At 67.2% G+C, this 16,875-nt stretch carries 12 protein-coding genes; 2 read left to right on the forward strand and 10 right to left on the reverse strand.

Features of this window, described 5'->3' with window-relative positions; genetic code table 11:
• Positions 1-84: 84 nt before the first annotated feature.
• Genes BLQ58_RS18475 through BLQ58_RS18490 form a run of 4 tightly spaced genes read right to left on the reverse strand, consistent with a single transcriptional unit; the run spans position 85 to position 5,084 of the window.
• The gene (locus BLQ58_RS18475; RefSeq protein WP_049815911.1) at positions 85-747 is read right to left on the reverse strand and encodes a response regulator transcription factor; all 663 of its coding nucleotides are present in this window, start codon (positions 745-747) and stop codon (positions 85-87) included.
• Positions 734-3,568, reverse strand: coding sequence for a molybdopterin-dependent oxidoreductase (locus BLQ58_RS18480; protein ID WP_092600922.1), 2,835 nt, complete (start codon positions 3,566-3,568; stop codon positions 734-736). Before BLQ58_RS18480 ends, BLQ58_RS18475 begins: the two co-directional genes overlap by 14 nt.
• Positions 3,565-4,398 carry an FAD binding domain-containing protein gene (locus tag BLQ58_RS18485; RefSeq protein ID WP_092600924.1) on the reverse strand — a complete coding sequence of 278 codons (834 nt, stop codon included), beginning with the start codon at positions 4,396-4,398 and terminating at the stop codon, positions 3,565-3,567. Before BLQ58_RS18485 ends, BLQ58_RS18480 begins: the two co-directional genes overlap by 4 nt.
• 2 nt (positions 4,399-4,400) lie before the next feature.
• Positions 4,401-5,084: a TetR/AcrR family transcriptional regulator gene (locus BLQ58_RS18490; RefSeq protein ID WP_029051762.1), complete on the reverse strand. Its 684-nt coding sequence runs from the start codon at positions 5,082-5,084 to the stop codon at positions 4,401-4,403.
• A 346-nt stretch (positions 5,085-5,430) separates the two neighbouring features.
• On the opposite strand from BLQ58_RS18490, the gene BLQ58_RS18495 reads away from it, so the two are divergent.
• Positions 5,431-6,801, forward strand: a complete 1,371-nt coding sequence (locus BLQ58_RS18495; protein WP_092600926.1) for a sensor histidine kinase — start codon at positions 5,431-5,433, stop codon at positions 6,799-6,801.
• A gap of 30 nt (positions 6,802-6,831) precedes the next feature.
• Here the strand turns inward: BLQ58_RS18495 and BLQ58_RS18500 are convergent, their stop codons facing one another.
• Positions 6,832-7,236, reverse strand: coding sequence for an SRPBCC family protein (locus BLQ58_RS18500; RefSeq protein WP_092600928.1), 405 nt, complete (start codon positions 7,234-7,236; stop codon positions 6,832-6,834).
• A 264-nt stretch (positions 7,237-7,500) separates the two neighbouring features.
• Between BLQ58_RS18500 and mdeB the strand changes: the two genes are divergently transcribed.
• Positions 7,501-10,164, forward strand: a complete 2,664-nt coding sequence (mdeB, locus tag BLQ58_RS18505; RefSeq protein ID WP_092600930.1) for an alpha-ketoglutarate dehydrogenase — start codon at positions 7,501-7,503, stop codon at positions 10,162-10,164.
• A 164-nt stretch (positions 10,165-10,328) separates the two neighbouring features.
• On the opposite strand, the gene BLQ58_RS18510 is transcribed toward mdeB, so the two are convergent.
• From BLQ58_RS18510 to BLQ58_RS18530, 5 genes are all read right to left on the reverse strand, one after another.
• Entirely contained in the window at positions 10,329-11,471 is a 1,143-nt protein-coding gene (locus tag BLQ58_RS18510) for a hybrid sensor histidine kinase/response regulator (protein WP_092600932.1), read from the reverse strand.
• An 8-nt stretch (positions 11,472-11,479) separates the two neighbouring features.
• Positions 11,480-12,076 carry a chemotaxis protein CheB gene (locus tag BLQ58_RS18515; RefSeq protein ID WP_092600934.1) on the reverse strand — a complete coding sequence of 199 codons (597 nt, stop codon included), beginning with the start codon at positions 12,074-12,076 and terminating at the stop codon, positions 11,480-11,482.
• A gap of 9 nt (positions 12,077-12,085) precedes the next feature.
• Positions 12,086-12,976: a CheR family methyltransferase gene (locus BLQ58_RS18520; RefSeq protein ID WP_092600936.1), complete on the reverse strand. Its 891-nt coding sequence runs from the start codon at positions 12,974-12,976 to the stop codon at positions 12,086-12,088.
• On the reverse strand, positions 12,958-16,110 hold the full coding sequence (locus tag BLQ58_RS18525; protein ID WP_217636034.1) for a response regulator: 3,153 nt from the start codon (positions 16,108-16,110) through the stop codon (positions 12,958-12,960). The genes BLQ58_RS18520 and BLQ58_RS18525 overlap by 19 nt, the downstream gene beginning before the upstream one ends.
• 161 nt (positions 16,111-16,271) lie before the next feature.
• Positions 16,272-16,685, reverse strand: coding sequence for a DUF1801 domain-containing protein (locus BLQ58_RS18530; RefSeq protein WP_092600938.1), 414 nt, complete (start codon positions 16,683-16,685; stop codon positions 16,272-16,274).
• Positions 16,686-16,875: the final 190 nt, after the last annotated feature.

Raw genomic sequence — 16,875 nt, forward strand, 5'->3', positions numbered from 1 at the left:
ATGACCTGCGCGGCGTACAGGCGCCGCGAGTTCGCACGCCTTGAGCCGATGGAGGAAGGGGCGGACCTGCCGGCCCGCCGAAGATCACGTCACGCCCTGGCCCGCCAGGGCTTGCATCATCCGGACGACTTCCGCGACGGAGCGCGCGTTCATCTTGCGCATGGCGTGCCCGCGATAGATCTTCGCGGTGATCTCGGCCACGCCCATGGCGGCGGCGATCTGCTTGTTCATCAGGCCGGTCACCAGGTGACGCAGCACCTCGCGCTCGCGCTCGGTCAGCGTCTCCCAGTTGGCGCGCAGACCGCGCAGCGACTGCTCGGTCTCCAGCCGCTTCATGTCGCGGTCCAGCGCCGCGATCACGGCGTCGATCATCTCCTGGTCGCGGAACGGCTTGGCCAGGAAATCGACCGCCCCGGCCTTCATCGCGGCGACGGTCATGCGGATGTCGCCGTGGCCGCTCATGAAGATGATGGGCATGTGCGGCAGGCCCTTGTCCACCACCGACTTCTGGAAGGCCAGGCCACTCTGCCCGCGCAGCCGCACGTCCAGCACCAGGCACGCCGGACCTTCGGCTTCGGGGGCGCGCAGGAATTCCTCGACCGATGAGAAAGTCCGGACCCGCAGATCGATCGATTCCAGCAGGCCGACCAGCGCGCCGCGCACCAGTTCGTCGTCGTCCACCACATGGACGGTGCCTTCCACGCAATCCAGCGCATCCGACTGGGGGCCGAGGTCAATGGTGGACATGGTCGCCCCTCCTGGCGCGTACGCCGTCAATCATGGCAGCGGCCAGCGCGCGCCGCACCACGTCGGGCGAGGCCGGCGCCTGCCGGATGCGCACGCCGATGGCATCGTGGATGGCGTTCAGGATGGCGGCCCCGGTGGGCACCAGCGCCGGTTCGCCGATCCCCTTGGCACCATACGGCCCCAGCGCCGTGGGCGCCTCGATGAAGATCGCCCGCACCTCGGGCATGTCGTGCACGGTCGGGATCAGGTAGTCGTGCAGGTTGTTGTGCTTGCCGGGATGGTATTTCTCCATCAGCGCCAGCCCCACACCCTGCGCCACCGCGCCTTCGACCTGTCCTTCCAGCAGTGTCGGATTGACCATGCGGCCCACGTCATGCGCGGCCACCACCTTCAGCACCCGCACGCGCCCGCTTTCGCAATCGACCAGCACCTCCGCCATCTGCGCGCCGAAGGCATAGGTGGCATAAGGATTGCCCTGGCCCGCGCCGTCCAGCGCCGTGATCGGCGGATCGAAACTTTCCTCGGCGGCCACGGCGTAGCCGTGTGCGTCCGCCGGCCGTGCGCGCAGGTCCAGCGGACGGCCATCGACGCGCAGCCCGTCTGCGTGGGCGGAAATCGTGGCATCGGCAGGGGCGTTCGCAAGCTGCAGCAACTGCTGACGTAGCGCCGTGCCCGCCAGGAACGCGGCGCGGCCCGTGATGAACGTCTGCCGCGATGCCGACGTGCGGCCGCAGTCCGGCGTCAGGAACGTGTCCGGGCCGACGATGTGCAGCCGGTCCACCGGCACGCCAAGTGCATCGGCCGCGATCTGCGGAATCACGGTGTTGGCCCCCTGCCCGGCATCGACCGCGCCCTGGTGCAGCACGATGGTGCCGTCGGGGCGCACGCCGAATCGCACCGTGGACGGATTCGGCAACGCCGTGTTCCCGCACCCGTAGAAGAACGCGGCGATGCCCACGCCGTACCGAAGCGGTCCGGGTGACGACGCATTGAGCGTGGCAACGCGCGCGCGCGCTTCGCGCCATGCCGGGCGCAGCGCATCCAGGCATTCGACAAGCCCGACGCTCTGGTCCAGCACCTGCCCCGTCGGCAGAGAATCGCCAGCGCGCAGCGCGTTCATCGCACGGAATTCCAGCGGGTCGATGCCGGCCTGGTGCGCCAGTTCGTCGATCAGCTGTTCCTGCGACATCATGGTCTGCGGCACGCCAAAGCCCCGGAACGCCCCGGCTGGCGTGATATGCGTATGGACGGCGCGCGAGTGGGCCCGGTAGTGCGGAACGACATACGGGCCGCCAGCGTGCACCGGCACCCGGTTGGCCACGGCGGTGCCCCACGACGCAAATGCGCCGGTGTTGTAGTCGCCCTCGAACTCCACCGCGCACAGGCGCCCGTCGGCATCGGCCGCCATCGTCGATACGATCCGGGCCGGATGCCGCTTGGTGGAAGTCGCCATCGATTCCTCGCGCGAGAACACCATGCCGACCGGGCCATCCACATGCCAGGCGGCGAGCGCCAGCCATGGCTGGACGCTCATGTCGAGCTTGCCGCCGAACCCGCCGCCCACGGCGGTGGCTACGACGCGCACCCGTTCCGGCGCCACATCGAGGATACGGGCCAGATCCGCACGATGCGGATGCGGTGCCTGCGTGGACGAATGGATCTCCACCCTGTCGCCCACGCGCTGCGCCCAGCCGGCTTCCGGCTCCAGGTAGGCATGCTCGACGAAACTGGACGTAAACGTGGCGCTGGCGACGTAGCGCGCATCCCGGAGCGCGGCGGCCGCGTCGCCGCGGTGTACCAGCCCTTCGATCAGGATATTGTCAGGTCGTCCCGGATGCAGCACCGGCCTGCCGTCCTGCGTGGCGTCCTCCACGGTCAGCACTGGCGTCAGCGGCTCCCAGGTCACCGGAAAACCCTGCAGGTCCAGCGCAGTGATGGCCTCGCGCTCGCCGACGATCAGGGCGACGGCTTCCAGATAGTGCCGCGTCTCGTGGACCGCCAGCACGGGCTGGTCCGCGTAAGGCGTGGCCACGCCATGGAGATTCAGCCCCGGCACATCGGCATGCGTCAGTACGCGTTTCACGCCGGGATGCGCCGCGCGCCAGGCATCGAGATCGCCAAAAGCAAAGCGCGCGCGATGATGCGGGCTGCGCACCGCGCGTAGCACCAGGCTGCCGACTGGCCACCCGTCGGCGCCAAAGTGCTGGCTGCCGTCGACCTTCTCCGGACCATCGAGCCGGGTCAGCGGCACCCCCACTGCCGGACCCTGGCCGGGCGGGAAGGTGCAGGGCCGGGCGGCGGCGCCGCATCCCACCTCGGTCACGGCGTCGACGATCTTCTGGTAGCCCGTGCAACGGCACAGTACGCCGTCGATGGCGTCGCGCGCGCTCGCGCGGTCCGTGACGCGGCCGGCGTCGATGGCGGCCGCCGACGCCAGCAGCATGCCAGGCGTGCAGAAGCCGCATTGCACGGCCTGATGCGCAAGAAATGCCTGCTGCAGGCGGCCGCCACATTGCGTGCCCTCGGCGAGGCCTTCGACGGTCACCACGCTACGGCCGGCCACCTGTGCCACCGGCACCAGGCAGGCATAGCGCGGCTCGCCATCCACCAGGACGGTACAGCTGCCGCAGTCGCCCTGACGGCAGCCTTCCTTGGTGCCGAACTGGCGCAGGTCGGCGCGCAGGTGGTCGAGCAGCCGCAGCGATGCGTCTGCCGGCAAGGGATGCCAAACACCATTGAGCGCGAAGCCCTCGGCCTCCGGCGGAAGATCCGATTCGCCCGCCGCGACCGCGCCGGTTTCTTCCAACGACGGAATCGTCATGCTGGCTCTCCGATGCAATGGCCTGCCGCCCGCGCGATGGCAAGCCGCGCCATATCGATGCGATGAACGGCCGTGGCGCGGCAATCGTCGATCGGGGACAACCCCGCCAGCGATGCCCGAGCCACTGCGCCGGCAAGTTCGCGCCGGGGCCGGCCAGCCAGCGAGGCCTCCAGCGTGGTCATCCGCAGCGGCACCGCCGAGGCCCCGCCGACCGCAATGGCGGCGCTGGCCAGCGTATCGTCATCGGCCATGCTTAGGCGGACAGCCGCCGACACCACGGCCAGCGCCATCCCGTCGCGATTGGTGCATTTCACAAAGGCGGTTCGCTCCCGTTCCGCCGGCTGTGCGAAGGTGACGGCAACCAGCAGCTCGTCGGCCGCCAGCGCGGTACGGTGACTGCCCAGCGCAAAGTCGCGCAGTGGCAGGCGGCGTACGCCGCGCACGCTGGCCAGTTCCACTTCAGCGTCCAGGGCCAGTAGTGGCGGCACGCCGTCTGCCACCGGCGACCCATGGCACAGGTTGCCGCCGAGAGTGCCCTGTATGCGGATCTGCCGCGAACCGACGCCCGCCGCAGCATCGCGCAGCGCCACGGGCAGCCACGTGCACTGGACGACAGCGTCCCACGTCGTGGCCGCGCCGATCCGGACGATGCCGTCGTGTCGTGCGATGCCGCGCAGTGCATCGATGCTGCTGATATCCAGCCATTCGTGCCGCCCGGGCACGAGCGCCGGTACGGCAAAGCAGTCCGTCGCGCCGCACAGCACGCGCCGTGGCCGCTCGGCAAGCCTGGCAAGGGCCGCGTCGATGGTATGGGGGCGAAGGTATTGCATGGTCAGGCGGGCTGGCTGCTGGCTGGCGTGTCCGCGCGAACCGCGCGCAACACGCTGTCGATCACAAACGACTCCCAGTGTTGCACGGCCTCGGGAGTATCAAGTTCCTCGCCCAGAAACGCGGACAGCGTGTATCGATTCGACGTATAGAAATACGCCGGCGAGGCGATCAGCAAAAAGACGTCGCGCGCTTTGAGGTCGGGGCGAAACAGGCCTTGGGCTACGCCGCTGGCCAGGATCTGCTCGATGATCTGCATCGCATGGGACGAATATTCGCCCCGCCGATCCGACTTGGATACGTGCCGGCCCTTGTGCAGGTTTTCCGTATTGAGCAGATTGACGAAATCGGGGTTGCGCCGGTAGTAGTCCATCTTGAAACGGATCACGGTCTTCAACGCTTCCACGGGATCCGACGGATCTGGCACCACCTTCGCCTCGGCCTCGTCCATTCGCCGGTAGATGCCTTCCAGCACCGCGATGAACAGGCCCTCCTTGCTGCCGTAGTAATAGTAGATCATCCGGTCATAGGACTTCGCCAGACTGGAGATCTTTTCCACGCTCCCGCCTTCATAGCCGTAGCGCGCGAAAACCTTGGTCGCCGCACGAAGAATCTTGTCGCGGGTTGCCTGCGCCGCGGCCTCCCGGACCCCGGTACCTCGCACGGCCTTTTTTGCTGCTTGCGTCATATCGCTCCTAAGACAGCGGCGCGTCGCCACTGATCCATGAATCCACCGACGGACTCGGTTCCACCTCATTTCATACAGGGAACACTACATGAGCGAACGGATGATACTAGGGACTCCCTCCAATCGCAACACGGATCGATAATCCCTTTAAATTCAATGCATTGGTCATTGGATTTGGCACCTTGCCGCCCCCCTTTCGGCACCAGCGCAACGCTTCGGCGTTTGTCATTTTCAAAAACAATGTGCTAAGGTTGATTTATGGAGCGTTCACTACATGAGAAGCGCTTCGAAGGAGCCTGGCCGGATCGAATGGAACGCACGGTCAGCGGGCAAGAGGTAAAAGAAGATGAACAACGAACTCGACGATTTCCGCTGCACCGGTCCGGTGCCCGGCATCCATCCCGTGGGCTTCGACCGCAGCCCCGCCGAGACCGCGCCGCCTGACATGCTGGCCCTGCGCCAGATCTCGCACAGCCTTTCCACCGAAGCGATGCCGGCCAGGCGCATCGAAACGCTGCTGCAGGCGGCCCTGCAGAGCACCGGCGCGTCCTGGGGATGCCTTGCCGTGCTGCGCGATGGCGAATGGGATGTTGCGGCAAGTGCCGTAGGGCCTGCTCCGCAGCGGTCGCTTGCCGACCCGGACACATTCCTGCTGCCGCCCGCCATGGGGGCGCTGCCCGCCGCCATCCTCGATGCAGCCACGCGCCTGGGCAACGGGCTGGTCTTGCAGGACGCCCGCGAGGCCGCCGACTGGCAGGCGGACGACTACGTGCGCCGCTTCCGGCCGCGCGCCGTGATCTGCGTGCCGATGCGTTGCAATGGCGGCCTGGTCGGCGCCCTTTACCTGGAACACCTGCATACCTCTGGCGTGTTCACGCCAACCCGGACGGCCGTGGTCGAGATCATCGCGCAGCAGGCCGGGTTTGCGCTGGAAAATGCGCGCTTGCACGATGCGCTGTCCGAACAGTGCGCACGCCTGAGCAGCACCGAGGAAAAGATGCGCGCCACGCTGTCGGAGCTGGCCCGCGCCAGCCGTTTACAGGCCTATGGCGAACTGGTCGCGTCGATCGTGCACGAGATGGCTCAGCCGGTCACAGCGCTGGATTCATCGGCGCGCGCCGGGCTGCGCTGGCTTGACCGCAGCAGCCCCAATATCGATGGCGCGCGCGAGATGCTCGCCCATATCTCGGCATGCGCGCTGCGGGCGCGCACCATCATCAACGGCCTGCGCGCCAAGGCCCGGCAGGCCGCCCCAACCTTCTCCCTTTTCGATCTCGATGACGCCCTGCGGGAAGTGGCCGACATGGTGGCGGCCACGCTTGACGCCATGCACGTGGAACTGCGCCTGGTCGGACCGCCTTGCGGCACGCCCCTGCGCGGCGAGCGCGTGCCATTGCAGCAGGCCATCATCAACCTGCTGATGAACGGCGCCGAATCGATGCTCGGCATCCCCACCGGCAAGCGGCTGCTGACGCTGGCGTGCGAGCCCGCGCAGGACATGCTGCACATCCATATCGACGACCACGGAGAAGGCTTCGCGCCCGAACTGGCCGACCGCATCTTCGAGCCGCTGTTCACGACCAAGCCCCATGGCATGGGCATGGGCCTGGGCATCTGCCGGTCCATCGTCGATGCCCATCACGGCAGGCTCGATCTGGCGCAGCGGCCCACGGGCGGCACGCGCGCCACCATCACCTTGCCGCGCATTGCGAACTAGGCGAGCGCGCGCCGGATCGGACGCCGCCGACTACCTGCCTTCGACGTACCGCTTGAAATTATCGAGAATGCTCTGCCAGCCCTGCTGCTGTTGCTCGACCGGATATTCCGAATCCGGGTCAAAGCTCACGCGTACCGTCACGCCTTGCGGGCTATCGGCAAAATCGACCTCGGCGTTCCGGTCTCCGAAGGCGTACACGATGCGCCGGTTCGGCACGATCTCGGTGTAGGTACCCGCGAAATCGAAGCCCATGCTGCCGTCCTTGGCCTCCATCCGCGACGAGAACGCGCCACCAACGCGCAGGTCGACCGACGCCGCCGTGGTATGCCAGTCATCGGACGCGGCATTCCATTGCTTGATGTCCTCGGGCGTGGTGTAGGCGCGCCACACGTTATCGATCGGGGCGGCGACCGTGGTTTGTACGGTGATCTTCATCGCTGCGTCTCCATAATAGTTAGCCGGACGGATAACTATAGGCCGCCGACATGACGAACGCAACCGCAATCTCCGACGAATGCCGATCCCGTCGCGCCACGCCCGCCAGTTCCCCGCTCTCAGTTGATTATGTTGCCGATCAACAGGGCTGCAGCACATCGTGCTGCGCGGCGCTATTCCTACCGCGCATTCCGGGACGTTCTATTCCGGCGCGGCACATAGAATCGATGTCACCACAAGGGCATTCGCATCCGGAGACAGATCATGGGCCGCGCCGAACCGCTTCAGCCACTGCAGATCGATGGGGATATCGATCCGCTGGAAACACAGGAATGGATGGATGCCCTGAGCGGCATCGTGTCGGCGGCGGGGCCCCGGCGCGCGGGCTTCCTGCTGGAACGACTTGGCGAGCACGCCGCCCATCTGGGCCTGGACAAACGCGCGCATCCCTACTCCGCCTATCAGAACACCATTGCGCCGCAGGCGCAGCCGCCTTATCCCGGCAACCTGGCCATCGAACAGCGGCTGACGGCCATCCTGCGCTGGAATGCGCTGGCGATGGTGGTCCGCGCCAACAAGGCGTACGGCGAACTGGGCGGACACCTGGCCAGCTACGCATCGGCCGCCGAGATCTTCGAAGTGGGCTTCCAGCATTTCTTTCGTGCCGATACGCCGGAGCGCAAGGGCGATCTGGTCTTCTTTCAGCCGCATTCGGCGCCCGGCGTCTATGCGCGCGCGTTCCTGGAGGGTCGCCTTTCCGAGGCGCAGCTGAGCCGCTACCGGCAGGAAGTCGATGGCGGCGGCCTGTGCTCGTACCCTCATCCGTGGCTGATGCCCGATTTCTGGCAGTTCCCCACTGGCTCGATGGGCATCGGCCCGATCAGCGCCATCTATCAGGCGCGGTTCCTGCGCTACCTCGAGCATCGCGGCATTGCGGCCACGGCTGGCCGACGCGTCTGGGGGGTGTTTGGCGATGGCGAGATGGACGAGCCCGAATCGCTGGCCGCCTTGTCGCTGGCGGCCCGCGAGGGCCTGGACAACCTGACGTTCGTGATCAACTGCAACCTGCAGCGGCTCGATGGCCCGGTGCGCGGCAACGGCCAGGTCATCAACGAGCTGGAAGCATTGTTCAGCGGCGCCGGCTGGAACGTCATCAAGGTGATCTGGGGCTCTGAATGGGACGCCCTGTTTGCCCGCGATACCAATCACGCGCTGCTGAAGCGTTTTGCGGCCATGGTCGATGGCGAGTACCAGAACCTGGGCGCCAAGGACGGCGACTACAACCTGTCGCACTTCTTCCACCAGGACCCCGAACTGAAGGCGCTGGTGGCGGGCATGAGCGCAGCCGATATCGACGGCCTGCGCCGTGGCGGCCACGACTTGCGCAAGCTCCATGCGGCCTATCATGCCGCCGTCCGTCATCCCGGCCAGCCTACCGTCATCCTGGCCAAGACCAAGAAGGGCTACGGCATGGGCAATGCGGGCGAATCGCGCATGACCGCCCACCAGCAGAAGAAGCTCGACATCGAAGCCCTGCACGCGTTTCGCCACCGCTTTGCCCTGCCCATCGACGATGCCGCGCTCGAATCGATGCAGTTCTACAAACCAGCCGACAACAGCCCCGAAATGGCGTACCTGCGCGAGCGTCGCGCAGCGCTGGGCGGGCACCTGCCCCGGCGCACCGACACCGCGCCCGCCTTGCCGGTGCCGCCGCTCGACAGCTACGCCGGCTTTGCCCTGACGCCCGACGGGCGCGAGGTATCCACCACTACCGGCGTGGTGCGGCTGTTCACCAACCTGATAAAAGACCGCACGCTCGGCCCGCGCATCGTGCCGATCGTGGCCGATGAAGCGCGTACCTTCGGCATGGCCAACCTGTTCCGGCAGATCGGCATCTACGCGCCACAGGGCCAGCTCTACGAGCCGGAGGACGCCGGATCGATGCTCTATTACAAGGAAAGCCGCGACGGCCAGCTGCTGGAGGAAGGCATTACCGAGGCAGGTGCGATGGCGTCGTGGACGGCGGCGGCCACGTCGTACAGCGTCAGCGGCGAGCCGATGCTGCCGTTCTACATCTACTACTCGATGTTCGGCTTTCAGCGCGTGGGCGACATGATCTGGGCCGCCGCCGACCAGCGCGCCCGGGGGTTCCTGATCGGTGCCACCGCCGGCCGCACCACGCTTTCTGGCGAGGGCCTGCAGCACCAGGACGGCAGCAGCCAGCTGGTGGCCGCCACGGTGCCGAACTGCCGCGCCTATGACCCGGCGTTCATCGGCGAGGCCGCAATCATCATCGACCATGGCGCACGCGCGATGCTGGAGCAACAGCGCGACGAGTTCTACTACATCACGGTCAACAACGAGAACTACGCGCATCCACCGCTGCCGGCCTCGGCACACGCCGACGTGGTGCGCGGCATGTACCGCTTCGGCACGCGCGGTGACGGCGTCGCCCGTGTGCGGCTGCTGGGATCGGGCCCGATCCTGCGCGAGGTCATCGCCGCCGCCGACCTGCTGGCGCAGGACTGGAACATCGCCAGCGAAATCTGGAGCGTGACGAGCTTTCCGGAACTGGCCCGCGATGCGCGCGAATGCGAACGCCAGCAGATGTTCGGCACCGGTACGGGCCATACCGACACCACCAGCCATGTCGCACGCTGCCTGGCCGGCACGACGCCGGTCATCGCCGCCACCGATTACGTGCGCGCCTACGCCCAGCTGATCGCGCCCTACGTGCCGGCCCGCTATATCGCCCTTGGCACCGACGGCTTCGGCCGCAGCGACACGCGCGGCGCGCTGCGGCGCTTCTTCGAGATCGACCGGCACCATATCGTCGCCAGCGCGCTGCATGCGATCGATGCCGGGTTGCACGCGCAGGCGCTGGCGCGATACGGGCTGGATGCAGGGGCCGCACCCTGGAGCCGCTGACCGGCAGGCGCCACCTGCGCCGGCCTGACGTGCAAATCCGATCGATCTAGTGGGACCACCGCGGGGTGCGCCGGCCGCCCCGCTTGCATCAGGCCGGTTGCGGAATACGGCGTATCGGCACCTGCCGCCGATCAAGACCCCGCCCCGGGGGGAATCCGGCTGCGTCAGGGCTGGATGGCACGCTGCGCCTGGCAGCATTCCCGTGGCAACGTCACGGTGAATACCGTGGTACGAAGCCCGGGCGACGATTCGGCCACCACGGTGCCGCCGTGCAGCATGGCCAGCTCGCGGGCGATATAGAGGCCGAGCCCCAGCCCCTCGGAACTGCTGGCGCCGGTAGCGCCCGCCGTTGCGCCCATCCCCGAATGGAAGGCGTCGAAGATATGCGGCAGCACGCGGGCATCGATAGTGCCGCCGTTCGACACCGCCACCGTCACGCGGTCCGGGACCGTGCCGTCCACGCGCACGGTCACCGGCGCGCCGGCATCGCCGTGCTGCAGCGCGTTGCCCACCAGGTTCTGCACCACCTGGGCGATCAGGTCGGGATCGATCGTGGCCCGGGTATCGCCCAGCTGCTCCAGCACCAGCTGCAGCGCGCCGCGCGACGCCTGGCATTCATCGACGATGGCCGCGCAGATCGCGCCCAGATCCGCCGCCTGCGGCATCAGGCTGACGCGTCCGCCATGCAGGCGTGCCACGTGCAGCAGCTGGTCCACCATGCGCGCCATGCGCTGGCTGCTGCGGGCAATCCGGTCCGTGGCCGGCTTCAGCTTTTCCTCGCCACCAAAGCGGCCCAGGAACGACGCCGAAGCGATGATGGCCGATAGCGGCGTGCGCAGATCGTGCGCCAGCACGGCCATCAGCATTTCATTGGTCTTCAGCAGCTGCTGGGCGGTTTCAAGCTGCTCGGCCAGTAGCTGCTTCTGCTGGGCCAGTTGCACGAACACATCGACCTTGGCCGACAGCACGCGCGCATCCACGGGCTTGAACAGGAAATCCACCGCGCCCGACGCATAGCCGCGAAACGCGCGCTGGCTGTCATGCCCCGCGGCCGTCAGGAACAGGATCGGGATCTGGCTCGTACGCTTGCTGCCGCGCATCAGCTCAGCCAGTTCGAATCCGTCCATCTCCGGCATGTGCACGTCCAGGATGGCCAGCCCGAATTCGTGGTCGAGCAGCAGTTCCAGCGCCTGCGCACCGGAATTGGCATGGACGATCTCCACGCCCGGTTTGGCGAGAACGGCGTCGAGCGCGGTCAGGTTGGACGCAATGTCGTCGACGGCGAGGATCTTCACGGGAGCTTGCATGGTAGGCGTCATTCAGTCAGGCGGGCCAACCCGTGGCCAATCGCTTCGAGGGTCAGTATGTGGTCGGCCGCACCACGTGCGATAGCCTCTTGCGGCATGGTCTCCACCATGGCGGATTCCGGCGACTGCACCCACGTACGGCCGCCGGCCGCGCGAATCACCGCCAGGCCGCGCGCACCGTCGTCGTTGGCGCCCGACAGCAGCACCCCCAGTGCGCGCTCCCGCCAGGCGACGGCGGCCGACTCGAACAGCACGTCGATCGATGGACGCGAAAACCGCACGGGCGGCGCCACCGACAGGGCCAGCCGCACACTGTCTGGCGTGTCGGGGTCCCGTTCCAGCAGCAGGTGATAGTCCGGTGGCGCCAGGTAGAGATGGCCGGGCTGCACCGGCAGCTTGTCTTCGGCCTCGTGCACCGGCATCGCACAACGCAGCGCGAACAGTCCGGGCAGCAGGCTCGGCGTCGACGCCAGCTGGTGCATGACGATCACGACCGGCGGCATGAAACGCGCGGGCAGCATCGGCAGCACGGCGTTCAGCGCCTCCAGCGCGCCGGCCGAGCCACCGATTACCACCCCGCTGCACGGTTGCGTCCCGGTTTGCATGATCGTGCCTCAGAGCTTGCGGTACAGCCGCTCGCGCGACGACACCGCCTCGAAATCCTGCGAATGGGCGCTGAAGTGCAGGCTTTCCTTGCTGCCCAGCCCCAGGAACCCGCGCCGCGCCAGCGCATCGCGGAACAGGCCGATGGCACGGTCCTGCAGCGGCCGGTCGAAATAGATCAGCACATTGCGGCACGAGATCAGCTGGGCCTCCTGGAACACGCTGTCGGTCGCCAGGCTGTGATCCGCAAATACCGACTGGCGGATCAGCTGCCCGTTGAACTTGGCCTTGCCATAGGCGGCGTGATAGTAGTCCGACAGCGACGCCCGCCCGCCGGCGGCCAGATAGTTGGCGCCGAAGCTGCGCAGCCGGCCGGCGTCGTACACCCCCGCGCGCGCGATGGCCAGGGCCTCCGGGTTGATATCGGTGGCATAGAAGACGGTGCGCGACGCCAGGCCCTCTTCCTCGAACAGGATCGCCAGCGACCACAGTTCCTCGCCGCTGCTGCAGCCGGCCACCCAGACGTTGACCGACGGATAGGTCTGCAGCACCGGCACCACGTGCTCGCGAATCGCGCGGAAGTAGGACGGATCGCGGAACATCTCGCTGACCTGCACCGTCAGGTATTGCAGCAGCCGGCCGAACAGCACGGCGTCGCGCAGCATCCGGTCCTGCAGCTGCGACAGCGTGGACAGGTTCAGGTCCCGCAACGCCTGCTCCAGCCGGCGCCGCAGCGACGCACGCGAATAGCGCCGGAAATCGTGCTGGTACTTGCGGAAGACGGCCTCCAGCAGCAGTTCCAGTTCGATGTCGAAGTTGGCGTCGAGCAGCACCGTGCCGTCGTCCGACCCTGCGTCGGCCAGCGGCCCGGCGTCCTGGGGTTTCAGTTTGCGTGTAGCCATACCCGACACAGCGAAAGCAGTTTATCCACATCGATCGGCTTGGCGATGTAGTCGTTGGCTCCGGCCTGCAGGCAGGCCTCGCGGTCGGACTGCATGGCCTTGGCCGTCAGCGCGATGATCGGCAGGCGCGCGTACTGCGGCATCTGGCGGATGTGCCGCATGGCCGTGATGCCGTCCATCTCGGGCATCATGATGTCCATCAGCACCAGGTCGATGTCGTCCATCCGGTTCAGCACGTCAAGCGCCTCGCGCCCGCTGCGGGCGATCTCCACGGTGGCGCCCAGCGGTTCGATGACCTTCGACAGCGCGAAGATATTGCGCGCGTCGTCCTCCACCAGCAGCAGTTTACGGCCGTCGAACGTGTCGTCGCGGCTGCGGGCCGCGCGCAGCATGCGCTGGTGTTCCGGCGGCAGCGACGACTCCACGCTGTGCAGGAACAGCGTCACTTCGTCGAGCAGCCGGTCGGGCGAACGGGCCCCCTTGATGATGATCGACTTCGAGTACCGCCGCAGCTTCTGCTCGTCCTCGGCCGACAGCTGCCGGCCCGTATAGATGATCACGGGCGGCATCGCGCCGGCATTGGCCTGCGCCCGCTGCGCCATATGGGCCAGCAGGTCGTGACCGGTGCCGTCGGGCAACACCATGTCCATCACCACGCAGTCGAACGGCGTGCCGTCCAGTGCTGCGGTGGCCCCTGCCACGCTGTCGGTGGTCACGATCTCGGCCTCCAGCGACTTCAGCAGCGCGCGAATGCTCTCGCGCAGCGCCGGGTCGTCCTCGATCACCAGCACCCGGCGCTGGCCCGCCGCCATGCGCGCCTCCAGGCCCCGGATCGCCGCAGCCAGCTTGTCGCGCTCGCTGGGCTTGAACGTATAGCCCACCGCACCCAGGTGCAGCGCCGCTTCGGCATGATCGCTGACCGATACCAGATGCGTCGGGATATGTCGCGTGGCGGGGTCGCGCTTGAGCCAGTCAAGCAGCGTAAGGCCCGACTGATCGGGCAGCGCCACGTCCAGCAGGATGCCGCACGGCTGATGCTGGCGCGCCAGTTCCAGGCCCTGCGCCGACGTGGTGGCGTGAATGCAGTCGAAATCGAGTTCGTGGGCCAGGTCGTAGAGAATGCCGGCAAAGTCGATATCGTCCTCGACCACCAGGATCAGCCGGTTGCCGCGCGTGCGATGGTCGCGATCGTCGGCAATCGGTGCCGGGTAGCCGGGCTGCACGCGCTCCATGGGTTCCTGCGCCGGGGCCGGGGCAGGCGGCACCGCGCGCGAGGGCGGGGCCATCACCAGCGGTGCCGGCGCGCTGGCCGGCTGCGTCATCAGGCCAGCCTGCGTGGCGGAGTCCGCGCCGAGCAGGCGCGGCACAGTCAATGCAAACACGCTGCCCTGCCCCGGTTCGCTGGCCACCGAGATCACGCCGCCCAGCAGACGGCCCAGCTCGCGCGAGATCGACAGGCCCAGTCCCGTGCCGCCATAGCGGCGGCTGGTGGTGCCATCGGCCTGCTGGAAGGCTTCGAAGATGACCTGCTGCTTGTCTTTCGGAATGCCGATGCCGGTGTCGCGCACCTCGAAGCGCACCGCGTCGTCACCCTGCGCAGCCAGCGCCAGCGTGACCGCGCCCGATTCCGTGAACTTGAATGCATTCGACAGCAGGTTCTTGAGCACCTGCTGCAGACGCTGGCTGTCGGAGACGATAACGTCGGGCACGCCGGGCAGGAATTCGACCCGGAACGGCACGCCCTTCTGCTCGGCTATCGGCCCGAACATGCCCTGCAGCGTCTCGGTCAGCGCCTTCAGTTCGACCGCTTCGTGCTCGATCACCAGATGGCCGGCCTCGATCTTGGACAGGTCGAGGATGTCGTTGATCAGGTTCAGCAGGTCGGTGTTGGCCGCGTGGATGGTGGATGCGTAGCGCACCTGCTCCGCGGTCAGCGTGCCGTCCTTGTTCTCCTGCAGCAGCTTGGCCAGGATCAGCGCACTGTTGAGCGGCGTGCGCAGTTCGTGCGACATATTGGCCAGGAATTCGCTCTTGTACTGGTTGGACCGCTCCAGCGCCCGGGCGTTGGCGGCCAGTTCCGCCTGGAAGGTCAGCATCTCGCGCTTCTGGCCTTCCAGCCGCTGCGCGTGTTCTTCCAGCTGGACGTTGGCCTGTTCCAGCTCCGCCTGCTGGGCTTCAAGCCGCGCCTGCGAATCCATCAGCGCGCGGCCACGCTCCTCCAGTTCCTCGTTCGATACGCGCAGCTCTTCCTGCTGGACCTGCAGTTCTTCGCTCTGGCGCTGGGTTTCGCCCAGCAGCTTTTCCAGGCGGCCCCGGTAGGCGGCGGCCCTCAGGGTCATGCCGATCGGGTCGCCAATGCGCTCCAGCAGTTCCACGATGTCTGCGGTGTCCCGCTGCATCGCGACAAAGCCCAGTTCCACCACGCCCACCACCTCGCCTTCGGCCGTCAGCGGCGCCGCCACGATCTCGTTGGGCGTCGTCCGGCCCAGGGCCGAGGACACCTGGAGATAGTCGGCCGGCAGGCCTCCGACCGCGATCACGCGGTTTTCCGCCGCTGCCTGGCCGGCCAGCGTCTGCCCCGCCGTCAGCGTCTGCGGCAGTTCGTCGGCGTTGGCCAGCGCCCAGGCGGCCACGCGGCGCATCTGGTCGCCATCCACCTGGTACACCGCGCCCACGTGCGCCTGGAAGGCCTGCGCCAGCACGCGCACCAGCGCATCGGCCACGTTCCCCGCCGATTGCGGATTGCGCACGGCCTGATGCACCCGCACCTGCGCCTGCTGCAGCCATGCCACGCGCTGCATGGCCGCCTGCGACACGATGTAGCGATACACCACCACGGCCAGGAACCACAGCATGACCACGCCCGCGCCGCGGTTCGCGATGGCATATATCGGCCGGATATTGCTGGAAGGCGACACCGCGTAGCCAATGCCGATCAGCACCGTGCCTACGGCGGCGACGATCAGCGGCAGCCTCGGGTCGTTGCCGTACAGGGACAGGCAGACCGGCACCAGATAGAACAGCCACGCCGCCAGCCCAAGCGGGGTGAGCGCATCCATGCCGAATACCACGGCCATCGAGACCGGAACAAGGATCGTGCCGAACAGGAAGCGTTGCAGGGAAGACGGTTGCATACCGGCGGGATAGAAGGAAAGGCGCGGTTGCGCGCGCTCCTACGACCGCACCGCGCGCAACAACAGGCCAAAGCGACTTATGCTACCCCGCACCAACCGAAATGGCTGTCGGTGTCGCGCCGACATCGGCCCGGCGCCGGCGGGCCGGCGAGGCCCCCCGGTCAGGCCCTGGACTTGGCTTTCGGCTTGGCCGCGGCCTGATTCAGCGCAACCGCCGCGCGGATCAGGGCCTTCAGGGCGGCTTTGTCGATGGCCTCGCCCTCGCGGAAGTCGATCGCACGGCGCACGTTGCCGTCCAGGCTCGAATTGAACAGCCCCTTGGGATCGTCCAGCGAGGCGCCCTTGGCGAACGTCATTTTCACGGTGGCCTTGTAGACCTCGCCCGTACAGAGGATGCCGTCGTGCGACCACACCGGCACGCTCCATTTCCATTCCTCGATCCCCTCGGGGTCGGCTTCCCGGACGATGGCCCGCAATTGCGCCAGCATCTTGCCGCGCCAGTCGTCAAGCTCGGCAATCCTGGCATCGATCAGCTCGGCGGCCGGTATGCCGGCCTGCGGTTCTGCCTTCTTCATGTTGCTGTCTCCCGTTGAATGGTTACCGTCGTCACACGTGTCGATACACCGCATGGCTTGGCGACGATGCGGGTTTTCCCTTAGCCTTGAGCCCCCCCGTGAGCCGGCTGCCATCAATCCTTCGGGTGCCGCTGGCCGCGCATCACTATAAATCACACCATGACGGAATCCGACAGCGCCGGTCCGCTTG

Source organism: Ralstonia sp. 25mfcol4.1, from assembly GCF_900104095.1.
Classification (GTDB): Bacteria; Pseudomonadota; Gammaproteobacteria; order Burkholderiales; family Burkholderiaceae; genus Cupriavidus.